Origin of the sequence: Streptomyces tuirus (genome assembly GCF_014701095.1) — a bacterium.
Classification (GTDB): domain Bacteria; phylum Actinomycetota; class Actinomycetes; order Streptomycetales; family Streptomycetaceae; genus Streptomyces; species Streptomyces tuirus.
The window spans coordinates 1,282,742-1,301,993 of record NZ_AP023439.1 but is presented as its reverse complement, the minus strand read 5'-3'; the positions used below and the strand labels follow the sequence as shown (position 1 = coordinate 1,301,993).

The following is a 19,252-nucleotide window of genomic DNA, read 5'->3' as shown; positions in this document are numbered from 1 at the left end:
AATTCGAGAAGAATTCGAGACAGGGTCGAAGGCAGGTATTCAGCAAATGCGACAGGCTACCCGCAAGGGTCTGATGACCGTGGCGGCCGCGACCGGCGTGATCGCCGCCGCGGGCGGCTCCGCTCACGCCGACTCGGGCGCCCAGGGTTCGGCGTCGGGCTCGCCCGGCGTACTGTCCGGAAACTCGGTGCAGGCGCCGGTGTACGCGCCGGTCAACGTGTGCGGGAACACGGTCAACGTCGTCGGTGTGCTCAATCCGTCGGTGGGCAACTCGTGCGCCAACAAGAGCGGTGGATCGTCGTCGGGGGGATACGGCGAACACGGCGGTCATGGTGGTAACGGCGGTAACGGCGGCTCCCACGCGGGTGGGCACGCCACCGACTCGCCCGGCGTCGGCTCGGGCAACCACGTCCAGGCTCCGGTCCACGTGCCGGTGAACGTCTGCGGCAACAGTGTCGACGTCATCGGCATCGGCAACCCCAGCACGGGCAACGACTGCTCCAACGACGGCGGCCGGCACGGCACCCCGCCGGGCGGCGGCCACGAGACCCCGGGCCAGCCGGGCGACCCGGGCAACCCCGGTAACCCGGGCCAGCCAGGGAACCCCGGCAACCCCGGTAACCCGGGCGATCCCGGCACCCCCGGAAACCCGGGCGACCCCGGCAACCCCGGTGAGCCGGGCGGTCCCGGCACCCCGGGCACCCCGCCCTCCACCGGCGGCGAGACCCCGGGCGGCGCCTCGCACGGCAACAAGCCGGGCGGCCAGTTCGTCACGCAGCCCGACGGCGACGCCCAGCTCGCCAGCACCGGCAGCGATCTGCCGCTCGGCCTGGCCCTGCCGGCCGGCGCGGGCGCGCTGCTCGCGGGCGCGATCCTCTACCGCAAGGCACGCGCCTCGGCCTGACACCCCCCCCGCACACGGAGCGGGCCCCGCTGCCGCGGGGCCCGCTCCGTCATGTGTGTTCTCCCGGTGCCCCGTCCCCGCTCACCACGTGGCACGCACCTGGCGGATGATCCGCCGGCGCAACCGCACCTTGCGGCTGCCGTCGCGCAGCAGGGTCAGACGGTGCAACTCCCAGTGTCCGTACTCCGCGTGGTCCGTCAGCAGACGTGCCGTCTCGTTGCGGGAGACCCCGCGGGGGACGTACACGTCGACAAATTCGTATTCCGGCATCGCATCTATTGTGCGGGCTGGGGCCCGGTACGGATAGCGTCTGCACTATGTCTGATGCTGCGCAGCCCACCGCTGCCGAGGTACGCGCCGCCGCCGAGGCGGTCAAGACCGCGCTCGACCGCCACCTGGCCGCGGTCGAACGCAGGTCGGGGGAGGACGACCCGGCCGTGTTCGAGGCGTTCAACCAGCTGGCCGCGGCCGCAGAGGTGTACGACGAACTGCTCTACGACCGCTACGACGAGGTCACCCCTTTCGAGATCCCCGGTGCGGAGGACGCGCTGCCCCCGTACACGGGCCCCGAGGAACCGAACGCGCTGAGTGTGCTGATCCGTCGTGACTACGCCGTCGCCGAACCGCAGCGTCTGCTGGCGCAGGCCGAGCGGATCGAGGCGGCGGAGGGCGATGACGGCGCTTCGGCCTCCGGGACCGTGCACGGCGCGCTGGGACTGCTGTTCGGCGAGTTCGAGCCCGACGAGATCGCCTCCCGGCACAAGGAGTTCGGGCTGGTGGAGGGCGACTCCACGCTGTGGGTGACGGCCGCGGACGAACCGGCCGAGCCCGGCGAGTGGCTGGAGGCGCCGTTCGAGCAGGTCGATCCGCAGCAGGTGGTCTGCCGCTTCGACGTCAGCGCGGTCTTCGACGACGAGATCGACGAAGTCGACGACGTAGACGACGAGGACGGCGACGATCTCGAGGACGAACTCGACGGCGACCTGGACGAGGACGAGGACCTGGAACCGCTGGACGCGGACCGCCGCTGAGCGTGCACGACGGCGACCACGGGGGTGGTGGTCAGGGGCCCGGGCCCCTGACCACCACCCCCGTCACGTGCCGCTGATCTGCGGCGCGAGCAGCACCGGAAGCCGGGTCGTCCGCGGCTTCGCCGGGACCTCGGCCACCGCCCGGGGCAGAGCCTGCTCCACCCCGTGGACCACGGACAGATGCCGGTCGGCCCGCCCGAACGCCGTGTACACCCACGGCCTGCTGAGCGTTTGCGCCGCATCGCCGGGCAGCACCACGACCACCGCCGGCCACCGGCTTCCCACGGCCTGGTGCGCGGTCAGCGCCCACCCGTGCCGCACCGACTGCTCCACCCGCTCCTTCGGCACGACGACGGTCTCGCCCTCGCACGACAGATGCAGTCCCTCCGCGTCCGCCGTCACCACCCGGCCCGGCAGCGCACGCCCCGGGGCGGGGGAGTGGACGATGCGGTCACCGGGGTCGAAGCCGCCGAAGCGGCCCGGGCCCGGATTGAGCCGCTCCTTCAGGGCCGCGTTGAGCGCACGCGTCCCGACGGCGCCGCCGTGCCCCGGCGTGATCACCTGGGTCTCCTCGGCCGGTACACCGATCGCCCGGGGCACCGAGTCCGCGACGAGCTGCACCGTCCGGTGCACGGCCTCGCCCGCGTCCCGCACCGGCACGATCACGACCTCCTTGCCGGGGGCCTCGACCTGGTTCAGCTCACCGATGCCGATACCCGAGACCAGTTCGCCCAGCGGCCCCGGATCCGGGCGCCGCGAGGCCACCTGGGGGCAGATCCGCGCCGCGAGCAGATCCGCGAACACCCGCCCCGGCCCCACGGACCACAGCACCGCCGGATCCCCGGCCAGCACCAGCCGCGCCCCGTCCGGCAGCGACTCCGTCAGCAGAGCCGCCGTCTCGACATCCAGCTGCGGTGCGTCGAGCACGACGAGCAGATCGAGATCGAGGGCCCCGTCCGCGTCCCGGCCGGGGCCTTCGGCGCCGGAGAGCAGACCGGAGACGGTGGTGACGGGGGAGTCGCCCGGTGCGGCCGGGGTCCCGGCGTCCCGCTCGGGGGCGTCCGCCGCCTGGCCGGACCGCCGGAGCAGGGCCGCGAAACGGCTGCGGCCGATCGGGCCGTGAGCGGCCGCCCAGGCTCGCAGTCCGAGGGCCCTCGCGGCGTTCAGCAGTGCCGCGGGCTCGGCCAGGGAGGCCTCCCCGCCGGTGTGCAGCACCAGGCCCTGGCCGGCCACCGCGCGGATCAGCTCCGCCGCCGATCCCCGGGCCGCGGCGGCCGCCCGCTCCCAGTCCTCGGCCGAACCGTCCTGCTTGGGCACCGAGTTGACCAGCCGGCCCAGGCCGTCGGCCAGACTCTCCTCCGCCAGCGCGTACCGCTCGAGGCCGACCAGGACACGGACCGGACGCTCCACGTCCTCCTCGTCTCCTTCCGCGGCCGTCCGGGCCGGTGCTCCGGCCTCGTCCTCCAGGGCGTCCTGGAAGACCAGGGCCTCTCCCTCCGCGATCGCGTCCTGAACGGCGCTCTCGGGCTCCGGAACGCCGCGCTGGGCCAGGGCCGCGAGGAGCGCCGGCATCTCCAGGGCGGTGTGCCCGGCGAGCGCCGCCTGCTCCAGGAGCCAGCCGGTGACGGCCCGGCCGCGCCGCTCGTCGTCCGGTCCGCACGCGGCGCCGAGCAGGGCACGCGCGAATCCGTCCGCCTGCTCGGGCCGCACACCCGGGGTCCGCAGCAACTGCCAGGGGTCGGCGCGCAACCGCTCGTCCGCACCCTCGCCGAGGACCGCGGCGACCTGCGGTGCGAGCACCTCCGGGGCGCCGCCCTCGGCGAGCACCTGCCGCACGGCCTGAACTGCCTCCGGCGCGGGAGCCGCCGACGCCGCGACGGGCTGGGGCGCCACCGGCTGCGACCGCCGCTCCGGCTCGGGGGCGGGGCGCCTGGGGGCCGGCCGGGACTCCTCGAACACCGCGGCCACCGGCTTCTCACCGCTCTCGACGGCCCGAACGGCCGCGAGCAGGTCGGCGGCCGTGCCGCTCAGCTTGGTGCCGCTCTCGATCGGCGCCTTCTTCTGGGCCTTGCGCTGCTCGATGCGCTCCCGCTCGGCCTGCTGGGCCCGCAACTCGGCCTCGGCTTCGGACACCTGCCCGTCACGCGCTTCAGCACCCTCGGCTTCGGACACCTGCCCCGCGTCCGCGTCGGCGGTCTCCGCCTCGGCCCCCTGTCCGGTGCCCTCCGCCTCGGGCTCCTCCCCGGCGCCCTCCGTCCCGGAGGTCCGACCGGCTCCCGTGCCTTCGCCCGCGGTGTCGGGTACCTGCCCGGTGCCCGGCGTCCCCGGCTCGGTGTCCTCCGTGGTCTCGGGCTCCGTGCTCACAGCGTGCTCCAGTCGTGATCGGGATAGCGGTGCACGGGCGCCGACACATCGTCGAGCGCCCGGCAGATCTCGTCAGGAAGACTAAGGGTCTCCACTGACAATGCCGCCGTGAGCTGCAGCGCGTTGCGCGCGCCGACGATCGGGGCGGTCACGCCCGGCCGGTCGCGCACCCACGCCAGGGCGACGTGGAGCGGCGTCACCGCGAGCCCGTCGGCCGCGGTCGCCACGGCGTCCACGATGCGGCTCGCCGTGTCGTCGAGGTACGGCGCGACGAAGGGCGCGAGATGCTCCGACGCACCACGTGAGTCCGGCGGCATCGTGTCGCCCCGGTACTTGCCCGTCAGCACCCCGCGCCCGAGCGGCGAGGACGGCAGCAGGCCTATGCCCAGCTCCAGCGCGGCCGGCAGCACCTCACGCTCGACACCGCGCTGGAGCAGGGAGTACTCCAGCTGCGTACCGGCCACCCGGGTCCGGGTGCCGGGAGCCGCGAGCTGCCAGGTCGCGGCCCTGGCCAGCTGCCAGCCGCAGAAGTTGGAGACGGCGGCGTAGCGGGCACGCCCGCTGGAGACCGCCAGGTCGAGGGCCTGGAGGGTCTCCTCCAGCGGGGTGTCCGGGTCGTACGCGTGCACATGCCACAGGTCGACGTAGTCGGTGCCGAGCCGCGCCAGCGAGCCGTCCAGCGCCGCGAGCAGATGGCCGCGGGAGCAGTCGAAGCGGCGGTCCGGGTCCGGCACACTGCCGGCCTTGGTCGAGATGACCAGGTCACGGCGCGGCACCAGGCCGTCCATGAGCCTGCCGAGCAGGTACTCGGCCCCACCGTCGCCGTACACGTCCGCGGTGTCGACGAGGGTCCCGCCCGCTTCCCAGAACGTCTTCATGAGGTCCGCGGCGTCATGCTCGTCGGTGTCCCGCCCCCAGGTCAGGGTGCCGAGTCCGATCCGGGACACACGAAGGCCGGTGCGGCCGAGATGCCTCTGCTCCATGAACGCCGAGATTACTGGCCAGAACCTACGGTGTGGGTGGCTGCGGACCACGGATTTCCGGGGACGGGGACGGGGGCGGGACGGCACGACCGGGAGGCTGTGGCCGTGTACCTCGCCCCGGCCCCCGCGCTAAGGTGCCCGCACAAGGCACGTTACTGATCAGTAAGGGGATGCGGCATGCAGCTCGGTATCAACCTCGGCTACTGGGGTGCCGGAATGGACGCGGACAACCTGGCCGTCGCCCAGGAGGCCGACCGGCTCGGATACTCCGTCTGCTGGGCCGCCGAGGCCTATGGCTCCGACGCCGCCACCGTGCTGAGCTGGGTCGCCGCCCAGACCGAGCGCATCGACGTCGGCTCCGCCATCTTCCAGATCCCGGCCCGCCAGCCCGCGATGACGGCCATGACCGCCGCCACCCTCGACTCCCTCTCCGGCGGCCGCTTCCGCCTCGGCCTCGGCGTCTCCGGCCCGCAGGTCTCCGAGGGCTGGTACGGCGTCAAGTTCGACAAGCCGCTCGCCCGCACCCGCGAGTACGTCGAGATCGTCCGCAAGGCCATGACCCGCGAGCGGCTGTCCTACGAGGGGCAGCACTGGACCCTGCCGCTGCCCGGCGGCCCCGGCAAGCCGATCAAGCTGACCGTGCACCCGCAGCGCGAGCACATCCCCCTGTACATCGCCGCGATCGGCCCGAAGAACCTCGAGCAGACCGGTGAGATCGCCGACGGCGCCCTGCTGATCTTCCCCTCCGCCGAGCACCTCGAGGACACGACGATCTCGTACCTGCGGGCCGGGCGCGAGAAGGCCGGCAAGACCCTCGACGGGTTCGACGTCTGCCCGACCCTGCCGCTCGCCGTCGGCGAGGACAAGGACGTCGCCACGCTCGCCGACACCTTCCGCCCGTACACCGCGCTGTACGTCGGCGGCATGGGCAGCCCCAAGCAGAACTTCTACAACCAGCTCGCCCGGCGCATGGGCTACGAGCAGGAAGCCGCCGAGATCCAGAGCAAGTACCTCTCCGGTGACAAGCAGGGCGCCGCGGCCGCCGTCCCGCACGACCTGATCGACAAGACGACCCTGCTCGGTTCCGTGGACCGGATCGCCGACCGGATGAAGGCCTACGCCGCCGCCGGGGTCACCACCCTGTCCCTCGCGCCGGCGGGCTTCACGCTCGACGAGCGGCTCGCGTCCCTGCGGGCCGGGACGGAGGCCCTGGAGCGCGCCGGGCTCGCCTGAACCGGCCGGGAGTTTCAGCGGCCGTGGTGGGGGCTCGGGGGTCTTCCCCGCCACGGCCGTTACACACAACAACGGTCAAGGCCCCTTGCGGTTACGGGACGGCGGCACTCACCCGGCCCGGCACGCCTCCCCCCGCGTCCTCCATTCGGCGGAGTTGTCCCTCACACCTGTTGCAGCACCCCCCGCCCCGCACTTGACTCGTTGTTCGCGGAACCTGCGGGAAAGCCGCGGTACACCCACGCGCGCGGGAGAGGTGCCCACGATGCTTTCGGCCAAGAGTCTGTTCCAGGAGATCCTCGACAACGACGAGTCCTTCGCCCTGTTCTGCTCGATCGCCGCGAGCGGCGAGTCCCAGGGCGGCTGGGAGAACGCCCGGATCGCCGCGCTCGTGCCCGAGGCCGAGCGCGACCTCGCCCCCAAGATCAGCCGGCACGGCGCCGACGAGGACAAGCACGGCCGGATCTTCAACGCCCTGATGAAGAAGCGCGGCCTCGACCCCGTCCCGGTCCCGCCGGAGACCGACTACACCATGCTCCTGGAGAAGAACGGCATCGGCCTCGCGCACGAGCAGCTGAACCGCGACGAGCGGCTCACGGTCCAGAACATCGTCACCTACCTCTCCCACAGCAGGGTCACCGAGCAGCGCGCGTCCGAGCAGATGGACCTGCTCCGCAGGCACTTCGCCGACCACCCCGACATCGGCCGCGCGGTCAAGCAGATCTCGAACGACGAGGACAACCACCTCGCCTACTGCCACGAGGAACTGCTGCGCTTCGCCTACGCGGGCCACGGCCGGGTCATCCAGCGCACCCTGCGCGAGTGCGCGCTGGCCGAGATCCGCATCTACCGCGACGTGAGCCTCGCCGTCATGGCGCACATGGGCCGCGTCCTCGGCTGGTCCAGGGCCAAGTCGGCGGTGCTCGCGGCGGGCATCCACGCGGTGTACGCCTACGAACGCCTGGGCGGCTGGCGCCGGATGGTGTCGCTGACGACGCCCGAGCGCCGCAACGCCCTCGGCGGACCCGCGAGCCCGGAGCCCGAGTTCGCCTGAGCCGGCCCGGCTACAACCAGCCCCGGCGCTTGAACATCCGGAAGACCATGATCTCCAGGACGGCCATCAGGGCGATCAGGGCCGGATAGGACCAGACCCAGCGCAGCTCGGGCATGTGCTCGAAGTTCATGCCGTAGATCCCCGCGAGCATCGTGGGGATCGCGGCCATGGCCGCCCACGCGGAGATCTTCCGCATGTCGTCGTTCTGCCGGACGCTCATCTGCGCCAGATGCGCCGAGAGGATGTCCGACACCAGCCGGTCCAGGTTCTCCACGGACTCGTTCACGCGCGTCAGGTGGTCGCTGACGTCGCGGAAGAACGGCCGGGCCCGGTCGTCCACGAACGGCACGGTCACGCCGGTCGACGCCGTGCCCGCCAGCCGGCTCATCGGCGGGGCCAGCGGCCCGGTCGCCCGGCGGAACTCCAGGACCTGCCGCTTGAAGTCGTAGATCCGGGACGCCGTGTTCCGTGAGCCCCCGCCGTCCGGCGAGAAGACCTCCGCCTCCAGACCCTCCAGGTCGGTCTGCAACTCGGTCGCCACGTCCAGGTAGTGGTCGACGGTGGCGTCGGCGACCGCGTACAGCACGGCCGTCGGGCCCTTGCCGAGCAGCTCCGGCTCCTGCTCCAGCCGGTCCCGTACGGCCTTGAGCGGGGCGCCCTCGCCGTGCCGGACGGTCACCACGAACCCTTCACCCAGGAAGATCATGATCTCGCCGGAGGAGACGGTGTCGCTCCGCTGCTCGTACTCCACCGGCTTGAGCACCACGAAGAGCGAGTCGTCGTACACCTCCAGCTTGGGCCGCTGGTGGGCCTTGAGGGCGTCCTCGACGGCCAGCGGGTGCAGCCCGAACTCCCGGGACACATGGTCGAACTCGGCCTCCGTCGGCTCGTGCAGCCCGATCCACACGAACCCGCCCTCCGCGCGGGCCTCACCCAGGGCGTCGGAGAGATCCTCGGGCCCTTCCGCCCGCTGTCCGTCGCGGTAGATGGCACAGTCGACGATCACGAAGCGAGTCTCCCGTCACTCGAACGACACCACACACGTGCGTGCGCCTACGCTGGAGCGCATGCCCACGCTCATCCTGGTCAGGCACGGACGCTCCACCGCCAACACCGAGGGACTGCTCGCCGGCTGGACACCCGGCGTCGCCCTCGACGAGCGCGGCGCCGCCCAGGCCGCCGCGCTCCCCGGGCGGCTCGCCGAACTGCCCCTCGCCGAAATCGTCACCAGCCCGCTCCAGCGCTGCCAGGAAACGCTCCGGCCGCTGCTGGAGGCCCGGCCGGACCTGAGCCCGCACACCGACGAGCGCATCGGAGAGTGCCACTACGGCGACTGGTCCGGACGCAAGCTCGCCGAGCTCAAGGACGAGCCCCTCATGGAGGTGGTGCAGGCCCATCCGTCCGCGGCGGCCTTCCCCGGCGGGGAGTCCATGCGGGCCATGCAGTCGCGCGCCGCCGAGGCCGTACGCGAGTGGAACGCACGCGTGGAGCGCGACCACGGCGCCGACGCCGTCTACCTCATGTGCTCGCACGGCGACATCATCAAGTCGCTCGTCGCCGACGCACTCGGACTTCACTTGGACCTCTTCCAGCGGCTTTCCGTGGAACCGTGTTCCATCACCGCGATCCGCTACACACGCCTGCGGCCGTTTCTTGTCCGCCTCGGTGACACGGGTGACTTCAGGTCCCTGGCGCCGCGCGAGGAACCGCCGGGCGGCGAGGCCGAAGTCGGGGGCGGTGCGGGCGCACCGTGATCGTTCGCCGCAGTAGGGTGAAGCGGTCGCAGCAGTGCCGTGGTCACACGGTTCCCACGATTTCAATGGAGACAGGACGTGTCCCGTCAGGTGTTCCTCTACGACCATCCGGAGCGTTTCGTGGCCGGTACGGTCGGACTGCCCGGGCGCCGTTCGTTCTTCCTCCAGGCCACCGCAGGTTCCCGGGTGACCAGCGTGGCGCTGGAGAAGACGCAGGTCGCAGCGCTCGCCGAACGCATGGACGAGCTGCTCGACGAGGTCGTACGCCGTAGCGGCGGCAGCGCCCACGTCCCCGCCGTCGCACCCTCGGACACCGACACCGCCCCGCTGGACACCCCCATCGAGGAGGAGTTCCGGGTCGGCACCATGGCGCTCGCCTGGGACGGCGACGAGCAGCTCATGATCGTCGAGGCGCAGGCGCTCGTGGAGCTCGACGCGGAATCCGAGGAGGACCTCGCCGAGGCCGAGGAGCGGCTGCTCCAGGACGAGGAGAACGGGCCGCCGATGCTGCGGGTCCGGCTCACCGGCACGCAGGCCAGGGCCTTCGCCAAGCGCGCCCTCGACGTCGTCAACGCCGGGCGGCCGCCGTGCCCGCTGTGCAGCCTCCCGCTCGACCCGGAAGGACACGTATGTCCGCGCCAGAACGGATACCGCCGCGGAGCGTGACGCCTCCACCGGACGCCGCCGGGCTGCTCGCCCGCGGCGACTTGACCGTCCGCGGACGCATCCGTGAAGCCTCCAACGCGGCCCTGTACTGCACGGTGTCGTACGACGGCGAGGACGCGGCCTGCATCTACAAGCCGGTCGCGGGGGAGCGGCCCCTGTGGGACTTCCCCGACGGGACGCTGGCCCAGCGCGAGGTCGCGGCGTACGAGGTCTCCGAGGCCACCGGCTGGGGCCTGGTGCCGCCCACCGTGCTGCGCGAGGGTCCCTACGGCGAGGGCATGTGCCAGCTGTGGGTCGAGGTGACGCCCGGGGCGGAGCTGCTCGCCCTGGTCGACGGCGAGGAGCCCGAGCCGGGCTGGAAGGCGATCGGCTTCGCCGAGGTCGGCGAGGGACGCACCGCGCTGCTCGTGCACGCCGACGACGAAAGGCTGCGGCGGCTCGCGGTCCTCGACGCGGTCATCAACAACGCCGACCGCAAGGGCGGCCACCTGCTGCCCACCGGTGACGGACGGCTCTACGGCATCGACCACGGGGTCACCTTCAACGCCGAGAACAAGCTGCGGACCCTGCTGTGGGGCTGGGCGGGGGCGGCCCTCACCGAGGAGGCCGTCGAGGTCCTCGAAGGCCTCAGGAAGGGCCTGGCCGAGGGCGGCCCGCTCGCCGTGCGGCTCGAACCGCTGATCACCGGAGCCGAGATCGACGCAACCCGCGCGCGGGTCGGCACCCTGCTCGCCTCGGGGACCCACCCGGAGCCGAGCGGGGAATGGCCTGCGATTCCCTGGCCACCCGTGTAGCAGCACAGCCAGTGGGAACACCGCAAGAGCGCCTTCTCGGCCGTGTGGCCCGCTCCCATTCGTATATGGAACTTCAGTCCGGTTAGGCTCATGGCATGCATGCCTGGCCCGCTTCCGAGGTCCCCGCCCTGCCTGGTCAGGGCCGCGACCTGAGGATCCACGACACCGCGACCGGCGGCCTCGTCACCCTCGACCCCGGTCCCGTCGCCCGTATCTACGTCTGTGGCATCACCCCGTACGACGCCACACACCTGGGACACGCGGCGACCTACAACGCGTTCGACCTCGTGCAGCGCGTGTGGCTCGACACCAAGCGGCAGGTTCACTACGTCCAGAACGTCACCGACGTCGACGATCCGCTCCTGGAGCGGGCGCAGCGTGACGGCGTCGACTGGGTCGCGCTCGCCGAGAAGGAGACGGCCCTCTTCCGTGAGGACATGACGGCCCTGCGGATGCTGCCGCCGCGGCAGTACATAGGCGCCGTCGAGGCCATACCCGGGATCGTCCCGCTGGTCGAGCGGCTCCGGGACGCCGGCGCGGCCTACGAACTGGAGGGGGACGTCTACTTCTCCGTCGAGTCCGACCCGCACTTCGGCAAGGTCTCCAATCTCGACGCCGCGGCGATGCGGCTGCTGTCCGCCGAGCGCGGCGGCGACCCGGACCGGCCGGGCAAGAAGAACCCGCTCGACCCGATGCTCTGGATGGCCGCCCGCGAGGGCGAGCCCAGCTGGGACGGCGGATCGCTCGGGCGGGGACGGCCCGGCTGGCACATCGAGTGTGTGGCCATCGCCCTCGACCACCTCGGCATGGGCTTCGACATCCAGGGCGGCGGCTCCGACCTCGCCTTCCCGCACCACGAGATGGGCGCCTCGCACGCCCAGGCCCTCACCGGCGAGTTCCCCATGGCCAAGGCGTACGTGCACGCCGGCATGGTCGCCCTGGACGGCGAGAAGATGTCCAAGTCCAAGGGCAACCTGGTCTTCGTCTCCAAGCTCCGGCACGACGGCGTCGACCCGGCCGCCATCCGGCTCGCGCTGCTCGCCCACCACTACCGCTCCGACTGGGAGTACACCGAGCAGGTGCTTGAGGACGCCGTCGAGCGGCTCGGCCGCTGGCGGGCGGCCGTGTCCCGGCCCGACGGGCCGTCGGCGGAGGCGCTCGTCGACGAGATCCGCGAGGCCCTCGCGAACGATCTGGACGCACCGGCCGCGCTCACCGCGGTCGACCGCTGGGTCGAGCTCCAGGAGCAGAGCGGCGGTACGGACATCGGCGCGCCCGGGGTGGTCTCCCGGGCGGTGGACGCGCTGCTGGGTGTGGCGCTGTAGCCGGGGCCTCGAAGCACGCCAAGGGGCGTCTCCCGAACGGGAGACGCCCCTTGGCGTGTCGGTGCCGTGCCCTTGCCGTGCCCTCAGTCGTCCGACGACTCGTCGTCGTCCGTGCCCGGCTTCGGCGGCTTGGGCGGGCGGGTGCGGCCGCCGGGGTTGTCCCGCAGGTACGAGGTGCTGTCGCTGCCGTCCGCCGTGGCGTGACCGCCGGGCCCGGGCGGTCCGCCGCCGTCATGGCGCCGCAGGTAGCGCTCGAACTCCCGGGCGATGGCCTCGCCGGACGCCTCCGGCAACTCCGCGGTGTCCCGGGCCTCCTCCAGCGACTGGACGTACTCGGCGACCTCGCTGTCCTCGGCGGCCAGCTGGTCCACGCCGACCTGCCAGGCGCGCGCGTCCTCGGGCAGCTCGCCCAGCGGGATGCGCACGTCGATCAGGTCCTCAAGGCGGTTCAGCAGGGCCAGCGTGGCCTTCGGGTTCGGCGGCTGGGACACGTAGTGCGGCACCGCCGCCCAGAGCGACACGGCCGGGACGCCCGCGTGCGTGCACGCCTCCTGGAGGACTCCGACGATGCCCGTGGGGCCCTCGTACTTGGTCTCCTCCAGATCCATGCGGCGGGCCAGGTCCGGGTCGGACGTGGTGCCGCTGATCGGGACCGGACGGGTGTGCGGGGTGTCACCGAGCAGGGCGCCCAGGACGACCACCAGTTCCACGCCCAGTTCGTGCGCGAAGCCCAGCAGTTCATTGCAGAACGACCGCCACCTCATGGACGGTTCGATGCCCCTGACGAGGACGAGGTCGCGCGGCTTCTCGCCGCCCACCCGGACCACCGACAGCCTGGTCGTGGGCCAGGTGATCTTGCGGACGCCCGCTTCCATGAACACCGTGGGGCGGTTCACCTGGAAGTCGTAGTAGTCCTCGGCGTCCAGCGCCGCGAAGACCTCGCCCTTCCACTCCCTGTCCAGATGCGCGACCGCGGTGGAGGCGGCGTCGCCGGCGTCGTTCCAGCCCTCGAACGCGGCCACCATGACCGGGTCGACCAGCTCGGGAACCCCCTCGAGCTCGATCACCCAGCGCCTCCTTCCGACGTGCCCTCGCTTGACCACCCAACCTTACGGCGTGCCGCGGGGGCGCCCGCAGCCCCCTTGCAGGGGGAGTGCCCCCATCACTGCCCCGCGATCCGCCCCTGAACACCCCGGATTCATCCGAGCGGTCGGTGAGGCCCTGGTCACAGCGTGGAGCGCAGCCACTGCTCCACACTCGCGATGTGCACGGTCGCCCACGAGCGGGCCGCCTCGGCGTCCCGGTCGCGCAGGGCGGCGAGGATCGCCCGGTGCTCGCGCAGGGTGCGGGCGACCGCGTCCTCCTGACTGAGGCCGCGCCAGATCCGGGCCCGGGTCGTGGGGCCCGACAGCCCGTCGAGCAGTGAGCACAGCACCGAGTTGCCCGAGCTGTGCACGATGCCCCGGTGGAACTCCGGGTCGCAGGCGACCAGATCCTCCACGGAGGGGGCCTCACCGAGCTTGTCCAGCTGGGCCGTCAGCGCGTCCACCTGCTGCTCGCTGATCCGCACGGCCGCCATCGCGGTCGCGGCCGGCTCCAGGATGCGGCGCACGGCGAGGAACTCCAGCACCGTGTCGTCGCGGTGGAAGTCGACGACGAAGCTCAGTGCCTCCAGCAGGAGTTGCGGGTCGAGGCTGGTGACGTACGTGCCGTCGCCCTGCCGCACGTCCAGGATCCGGATCAGCGACAGGGCACGCACCGCCTCCCGCAGGGAGTTGCGGGACAGGCCGAGGCCGGCGGCGAGTTCGCTCTCCTTGGGCAGCCGGTCGCCCGGGCGCAGCGCGCCGGAGACGATCATTCCCTTGATCTTCTCGATCGCCTCGTCGGTGACTGCCATGGCCGGCCTCCCAATGCGTTCAAGACCTCCGACGTATCAGGTCATTATGCGGGCGCGGGAACGCGGAAGGGGCGGCTCCGTCGGCGTGGAGCCGCCCCTTCCGGACAACTGATCCCCCGTACCCGTGCCTACTTCTTGTCGAGCAGGTCCTGCACCTTGGCGCGGACGTCGTCCGTGGCGAGGCCGCGGATCGTCAGCGTCGTACGGCGGCGCAGCACGTCGTCCGGCGTCTCGGCCCACTCGTGGTCCCGGGCCCAGACGACCTGTGCCCAGATCTCCGGGGCGTCGGGGTGGACGCGCTCGGCGAGCTCGGGGCTCTCGTTGGCCATACGGGCGATGTCGAAGGCCAGCGAGCCGTAGTGCGTGGCCAGGTGCTTGGCCGTGTCGGCCGCCATGCGCGGGCCGGGCGCCGGGCGGTCGGTGAGCAGCCGGTGGGCGACCGCGCGCGGGTTGGCGATGCCGGGCAGCGGCAGCTTCTTCGGCAGCGCGCTGACCGGCTCGAAGTCGTCGCCCAGCGGGTGGCCCGGCAGCGCCTCCAGCTTCTTCATGATCGTGCGGCCGATGTGCCGGAAGGTGGTCCACTTGCCGCCCGCGATGGACAGCATGCCGCCCCGCCCCTCGGTCACCACCGTCTCGCGCTTGGCCTTGGCGGTGTCGCCGGGACCGCCCGGCAGCACCCGCAGACCGGCGAAGGAGTAGGTGATGAGGTCGCGGCTGAGCTGCTGGTCGCGGACCGAGAAGGCGGCCTCGTCGAGGATCTGGGTGATGTCCTGCTCGGTGACCGAGACGTCCGCCGGGTCGCCCTCGAACACCTCGTCGGTGGTGCCGAGCAGCAGCATGTCCTCCCAGGGGAGGGCGAAGGTGATGCGGTACTTGTCGATCGGGGTGGCCAGCGCGGCCTTCCAGGGGGAGGTGCGCTTGAGGACCAGGTGCGCGCCCTTGGACAGGCGGATGGACGGCGCCGCGTTCGGGTCCTCCATCTTGCGCAGGTGGTCGACCCACGGGCCGGTCGCGTTCAGCACCAGCCGGGCGCTGACGCCGAACTCGTCTCCGGACAGGCGGTCCTTCAGCTCGGCGCCGGTGACACGGCCCTGCGTGAAGCGCAGACCCGTCACCTCGGCGTGGTTCAGGACGACCGCACCCGCCTCGACGGCCCCGCGGACCGTCATCAGCGCCATGCGGGCGTCGTTCATCTGGTCGTCGCCGTACACGGCCACGGCCTTGAGGTTCTCGGTGCGCAGCTCGGGCACGTCCTGCGCGGCCTTGGCCGGGGACAGCAGGTGCCCGACGCCGTCACCGAACGCGGAGAGCGCGGAGTAGGCGAAGACGCCCGCGCCGAGCTTCGCCGCGCCGTGCGGCCCGCCCTTGTACACCGGGAGGTAGAACGTGAGCGGGTTCGCCAGGTGGGGAGCCACCTGGCGGGAGACCGCACGGCGCTCGAAGTGGTTCTCCGCCACCAGCTTCACCGCACCGGTCTGCAGGTAGCGCAGGCCGCCGTGGAGGAGCTTGGAGGAGGCGGAGGACGTGGCGCCGGCGAAGTCGCCGGCGTCCACCAGAGCCACCCTGAGGCCGGACTGCGCGGCGTGCCAGGCGGTGGAGATGCCCAGGATGCCGCCGCCGATCACGAGAAGGTCGTACGACGCCTTGGAGAGCTGCTCCCTGGTCTCGGCTCGGCTCGGGTTCGAGCCGGAGGCCGGGTGCGTCCCCAGGGCAGGCACGGACTGCAGGGTGGACTTGGTGGTCATGCTGTTTCTTACTCCTCGTCCTCGAGCCAGCCCATGGTCCGCTCGACGGCCTTGAGCCAGTTCTTGTACTCATGGGCGCGCTTTTCCGCGTCCATGCGGGGGGTCCACTCGGCGGCCCGGCGCCAGTTGGCGCGCAGGTCGTCGGTGCTGTTCCAGAAGCCGACGGCGAGACCGGCGGCGTAGGCGGCGCCGAGGCAGGTGGTCTCGGCGACCATCGGGCGCACCACGGGGGCGTCCACGAAGTCGGCGAGGGTCTGCATCAGCAGGTTGTTGGAGGTCATGCCGCCGTCGACCTTGAGGGCGGTCAGCTCCACACCGGAGTCCTTCGTCATGGCGTCGGCGATCTCCCGCGTCTGCCAGGCGGTGGCCTCCAGGACGGCGCGCGCGAGGTGCGCCTTGGTGACGTACCGGGTCAGGCCGGCGATCACACCGCGGGCGTCGGAGCGCCAGTACGGGGCGAACAGGCCGGAGAAGGCCGGCACGAAGTAGGCGCCGCCGTTGTCCTCGACCGACAGGGCGAGGGTCTCGATCTCGGCGGCGGTGGAGATGAGGCCCATCTGGTCGCGCATCCACTGCACCAGCGAACCGGTGACCGCGATCGAGCCCTCCAGGGCGTAGACCGTCTTCTGGTCGCCGATCTTGTAGCCGACCGTCGTCAGCAGGCCGCTGTACGAGTTGATGATCTTGTCACCGGTGTTCATCACCATGAAGGTGCCGGTGCCGTAGGTCGACTTGGTCTCGCCCTCGGCGAAACAGGTCTGGCCGAACAGGGCCGCCTGCTGGTCGCCGAGCGCAGAGGCGACCGGGATGCCGCCGAGCAGGTCGCCGAGCTTTCCGCCGGTGATCTCGCCGTAGACCTCGGCGGAGGAGCGGATCTCGGGCAGGATCTGCTGCGGGACGCCGATGGACTCGCAGATCTTCTCGTCCCACTGCATGGTGTGCAGGTTCATGAGCATCGTGCGCGAGGCGTTGGTGACGTCCGTGACGTGCTTGCCGCCGTCGACACCACCGGTCAGGTTCCAGATGACCCAGGTGTCCATGGTGCCGAAGAGGATGTCGCCCGCCTCGGCGCGCTCCTTCAGGCCGTCGACGTTGTCGAGCAGCCAGCGGGCCTTGGGGCCGGCGAAGTAGGAGGCCAGGGGCAGGCCCGTCTCGCGGCGGAAGCGGTCCTGGCCGACGTTGCGGCCGAGCTCGCGGCAGAGGGCGTCGGTGCGGGTGTCCTGCCAGACGATGGCGTTGTGGACGGGCTCACCGGTGGTCCTGTCCCACAGCACGGTCGTCTCGCGCTGGTTGGTGATGCCGATGGCCTTGATGTCGTCGCGGGTGATGCCGGCCTTCTCGATGGCCCCGGCGACGACCTCCTGGACGTTCGTCCAGATCTCGGTGGCGTTGTGCTCGACCCAGCCCGGCTTCGGGAAGATCTGCTCGTGCTCCTTCTGGTCGACGGAGACGATCCGTCCGTCCCGGTCGAAGACGATGCAGCGGCTGGAGGTGGTGCCCTGGTCGATGGCGGCGATGAAGGGGCCGGCGGTGTGCGCGTCGGTCACTGTGTCTCCTGGTAATTCCGTGTTTATGGGGCTTTACGTACGGCGCGTGCTGGAAGTTTCCCCCAGAGGGGGGATTTGCTCCTAGGCGAACGCGACGTTGTAGATGCCTGCCGCGATGGCGCCGCCGATCAGCGGAGCCACCACGGGGATCCAGGCGTAGCCCCAGTCGGAGCCGCCCTTGTTGGGCAGTGGCAGCAGGGCGTGCACGATGCGCGGACCGAGGTCTCGGGCCGGGTTGATCGCGTACCCCGTCGGGCCGCCGAGGGACAGACCGATCGAGACCACGACGAACGCGGTGATCAGGGCGCCCAGGTTGCCCAGGCCGTTGCCCTTGTCGTTCAGACCCTGGGTGAGCACGGCGAGCACCAGCACGATGGTGCCGATGACCTCCGTGGCGATGTTCTGCCAGGCGACACGGACCTCGGGGCCGGTGGAGAAGACGCCCAGCACGGGGCCGGCGCCCTTCTCCTGGGCCTCGACGGCCTTGACCGCGGTGTCCTGCGCACCCGGACCGCCGACGATCTCGCGGTCGGTGAGGTGGGCGTGGAACTGACCGTAGTAAGCGACCCAGACCAGAGCGGCACCGATCATGGCGCCGAGGAGCTGTCCGGCGAAGTAGACCGGGACGTTCTTCCAGTCGCCGTCCTTGATGGCGATGGCCAGCGTCACGGCCGGGTTCAGATGGGCGCCGGAGAGCGGTGCCGAGGTGTAGACGGCCGTGAGCACCGCGAAGCCCCACCCGAAGGTGATGGCGAGCCAGCCGGCGTTACGAGCCTTGGAGGCCTTCAACGTGACGGCGGCACAGACGCCGCCGCCGAGGAGGATGAGTATGGCGGTACCGATGGTCTCGCCGATGAAGATGTCGGAGCTGGACACCCGCGACTCCTTTGTCTTACGTCCAGGGAAGTTCGATACCGGCCTGGCGTTGTCACTCTAGCGCGTATTGCCGGTAGCTGTTCGACAATGTCGACCGATGGACGGGAGTCTTGCTTCGGCGTTACGAGCACGTCAAGAGCTGTGTTGTCGAAAATACGATCGTTACTGATCGCTGCGGTCCCAGGGATCTTTGCCGCAGGTGAGCGCGGGCATGCCGAGGACCGGAACGCCGTACGGCGCCCCGGTCCGCTGGTGTGCTGTCAGAACCGCCCGGCGCCCAGGTCCCGCGAGACCGCGCGGGCGCAGTCCCGCACCGCCGCGACCAGCTCCGGCCGCAGCTCGCCGTCCCGGCACAGCCGTTCCACGGCGCCGGTGATGCCGACCGCGCCGACCGGCATGCGCCGCCGGTCGTGGATGGGGGCGGCGAGGGAGGCCACGCCCTCCCAGGTCTCCTCCACGTCCGCCGCGTACCCGCGCGCGCGGGTGACGTCGAGGATGTGCTCGAAGTCCTCCGGCTCGCACACGGTCCGGTCGGTGAACGCCTTGCGGTCGGCCTCCAGCGCCTCGCTGTGCGCCACCGGGTCGTAGGCGGACAGCACCTTGCCCAGGGCCGTGGAGTGCAGCGGCTGCATGGCGCCGATCTCCAGCACCTGCCGGCTGTCGTCGGGCCGGAAGACGTGATGCACGATCAGCACGCCCTGCTGGTGCAGGACGCCCAGGTAGACGCTCTCGCCGCTGGAGCGGGCCAGGTCGTCGGTCCACACCAGGGCGCGCGCCCGCAACTCGTGCACATCGAGGTAGGTGGTGCCCAGGCGCAGCAGCTCGGCGCCCAGCTGGTAGCGCCCGGAGGTGTCGTCCTGCTCCACGAAGCCCTCCTGCTGGAGGGTGCGCAGGATGCCGTGGGCGGTGCCCTTGGCCAGGCCCAGCGACGAGGCGATGTCCGACAGGCCGAGCCGCCGCTCGCCGCCCGCCAGCAGCCGCAGCATCGCGGCCGCCCGCTCGAGCGACTGGATGTTCCGTGCCATCGCCGTACTGCCTCCGTCCCCTTCGACCGCCGACAAGCGGCACCACAGCCCTCGTTC

At 71.6% G+C, this 19,252-nt stretch carries 18 protein-coding genes; 8 read left to right on the top strand and 10 right to left on the bottom strand.

Translation table 11 applies throughout. From position 1 onward, the window contains the following. The first annotated feature begins 46 nt into the window (after positions 1 to 46). On the top strand, positions 47 to 904 hold the full coding sequence (locus IGS69_RS06095; RefSeq protein WP_190897552.1) for a chaplin: 858 nt from the start codon (positions 47 to 49) through the stop codon (positions 902 to 904). Positions 905 to 985: 81 nt separating this feature from the next. Here IGS69_RS06095 and IGS69_RS06090 read toward each other — a convergent pair whose 3' ends face one another. Further along, the gene (locus IGS69_RS06090) at positions 986 to 1,174 is read right to left on the bottom strand and encodes a DUF5703 family protein (protein WP_185009412.1); all 189 of its coding nucleotides are present in this window, start codon (positions 1,172 to 1,174) and stop codon (positions 986 to 988) included. 47 nt (positions 1,175 to 1,221) lie between these two features. On the opposite strand from IGS69_RS06090, the gene IGS69_RS06085 reads away from it, so the two are divergent. Continuing rightward, positions 1,222 to 1,935 carry a hypothetical protein gene (locus IGS69_RS06085; RefSeq protein WP_190897551.1) on the top strand — a complete coding sequence of 238 codons (714 nt, stop codon included), beginning with the start codon at positions 1,222 to 1,224 and terminating at the stop codon, positions 1,933 to 1,935. Positions 1,936 to 1,998: 63 nt separating this feature from the next. Here IGS69_RS06085 and IGS69_RS06080 read toward each other — a convergent pair whose 3' ends face one another. After that, positions 1,999 to 4,299 carry a helix-hairpin-helix domain-containing protein gene (locus IGS69_RS06080; RefSeq protein ID WP_190897550.1) on the bottom strand — a complete coding sequence of 767 codons (2,301 nt, stop codon included), beginning with the start codon at positions 4,297 to 4,299 and terminating at the stop codon, positions 1,999 to 2,001. After that, a complete protein-coding gene (locus IGS69_RS06075) occupies positions 4,296 to 5,282 on the bottom strand; it encodes an aldo/keto reductase (protein ID WP_190897549.1) in 987 nt (328 codons plus the stop codon). The genes IGS69_RS06080 and IGS69_RS06075 overlap by 4 nt, the downstream gene beginning before the upstream one ends. A 177-nt stretch (positions 5,283 to 5,459) precedes the next feature. Between IGS69_RS06075 and IGS69_RS06070 the strand changes: the two genes are divergently transcribed. Next, positions 5,460 to 6,515 carry an LLM class F420-dependent oxidoreductase gene (locus IGS69_RS06070; protein WP_190897547.1) on the top strand — a complete coding sequence of 352 codons (1,056 nt, stop codon included), beginning with the start codon at positions 5,460 to 5,462 and terminating at the stop codon, positions 6,513 to 6,515. A 262-nt stretch (positions 6,516 to 6,777) separates the two neighbouring features. Beyond that, positions 6,778 to 7,566, top strand: a complete 789-nt coding sequence (locus IGS69_RS06065) for a ferritin-like domain-containing protein (RefSeq protein ID WP_190897546.1) — start codon at positions 6,778 to 6,780, stop codon at positions 7,564 to 7,566. Positions 7,567 to 7,576: 10 nt separating this feature from the next. On the opposite strand, the gene corA is transcribed toward IGS69_RS06065, so the two are convergent. Continuing rightward, positions 7,577 to 8,572, bottom strand: coding sequence for a magnesium/cobalt transporter CorA (gene corA / locus IGS69_RS06060; RefSeq protein WP_190897545.1), 996 nt, complete (start codon positions 8,570 to 8,572; stop codon positions 7,577 to 7,579). 61 nt (positions 8,573 to 8,633) lie between these two features. On the opposite strand from corA, the gene IGS69_RS06055 reads away from it, so the two are divergent. The 4 genes from IGS69_RS06055 to mshC all read left to right on the top strand — a co-directional run bounded on the left by IGS69_RS06055 (position 8,634) and on the right by mshC (position 12,105). Continuing rightward, positions 8,634 to 9,320, top strand: coding sequence for a histidine phosphatase family protein (locus IGS69_RS06055; protein ID WP_190897544.1), 687 nt, complete (start codon positions 8,634 to 8,636; stop codon positions 9,318 to 9,320). Between the two features lie 78 nt (positions 9,321 to 9,398). Then, positions 9,399 to 9,986: a DUF3090 domain-containing protein gene (locus IGS69_RS06050; protein WP_031103749.1), complete on the top strand. Its 588-nt coding sequence runs from the start codon at positions 9,399 to 9,401 to the stop codon at positions 9,984 to 9,986. Further along, positions 9,950 to 10,780: an SCO1664 family protein gene (locus IGS69_RS06045; protein WP_190897543.1), complete on the top strand. Its 831-nt coding sequence runs from the start codon at positions 9,950 to 9,952 to the stop codon at positions 10,778 to 10,780. Before IGS69_RS06050 ends, IGS69_RS06045 begins: the two co-directional genes overlap by 37 nt. A gap of 95 nt (positions 10,781 to 10,875) precedes the next feature. Beyond that, positions 10,876 to 12,105, top strand: coding sequence for a cysteine--1-D-myo-inosityl 2-amino-2-deoxy-alpha-D-glucopyranoside ligase (mshC, locus tag IGS69_RS06040; protein ID WP_190897539.1), 1,230 nt, complete (start codon positions 10,876 to 10,878; stop codon positions 12,103 to 12,105). 83 nt (positions 12,106 to 12,188) lie between these two features. On the opposite strand, the gene IGS69_RS06035 is transcribed toward mshC, so the two are convergent. From IGS69_RS06035 to IGS69_RS06010, 6 genes are all read right to left on the bottom strand, one after another. Further along, complete coding sequence (locus tag IGS69_RS06035) at positions 12,189 to 13,172, bottom strand: PAC2 family protein (protein ID WP_190897538.1); 984 nt, start codon at positions 13,170 to 13,172, stop codon at positions 12,189 to 12,191. 158 nt (positions 13,173 to 13,330) lie between these two features. Then, positions 13,331 to 14,002 carry a FadR/GntR family transcriptional regulator gene (locus IGS69_RS06030; RefSeq protein WP_190897536.1) on the bottom strand — a complete coding sequence of 224 codons (672 nt, stop codon included), beginning with the start codon at positions 14,000 to 14,002 and terminating at the stop codon, positions 13,331 to 13,333. 128 nt (positions 14,003 to 14,130) lie between these two features. Further along, positions 14,131 to 15,747 (bottom strand): glycerol-3-phosphate dehydrogenase/oxidase, encoded by a 1,617-nt coding sequence (locus tag IGS69_RS06025; RefSeq protein WP_190897535.1) that lies wholly within the window; start codon positions 15,745 to 15,747, stop codon positions 14,131 to 14,133. Positions 15,748 to 15,755: 8 nt separating this feature from the next. Next, the gene (gene glpK / locus IGS69_RS06020) at positions 15,756 to 17,294 is read right to left on the bottom strand and encodes a glycerol kinase GlpK (protein WP_190897534.1); all 1,539 of its coding nucleotides are present in this window, start codon (positions 17,292 to 17,294) and stop codon (positions 15,756 to 15,758) included. Between the two features lie 81 nt (positions 17,295 to 17,375). Further along, the gene (locus tag IGS69_RS06015; protein WP_190897533.1) at positions 17,376 to 18,170 is read right to left on the bottom strand and encodes an MIP/aquaporin family protein; all 795 of its coding nucleotides are present in this window, start codon (positions 18,168 to 18,170) and stop codon (positions 17,376 to 17,378) included. A 260-nt stretch (positions 18,171 to 18,430) separates the two neighbouring features. Continuing rightward, entirely contained in the window at positions 18,431 to 19,195 is a 765-nt protein-coding gene (locus IGS69_RS06010) for an IclR family transcriptional regulator (RefSeq protein WP_190897532.1), read from the bottom strand. Between the last annotated feature and the right edge of the window lie 57 nt (positions 19,196 to 19,252).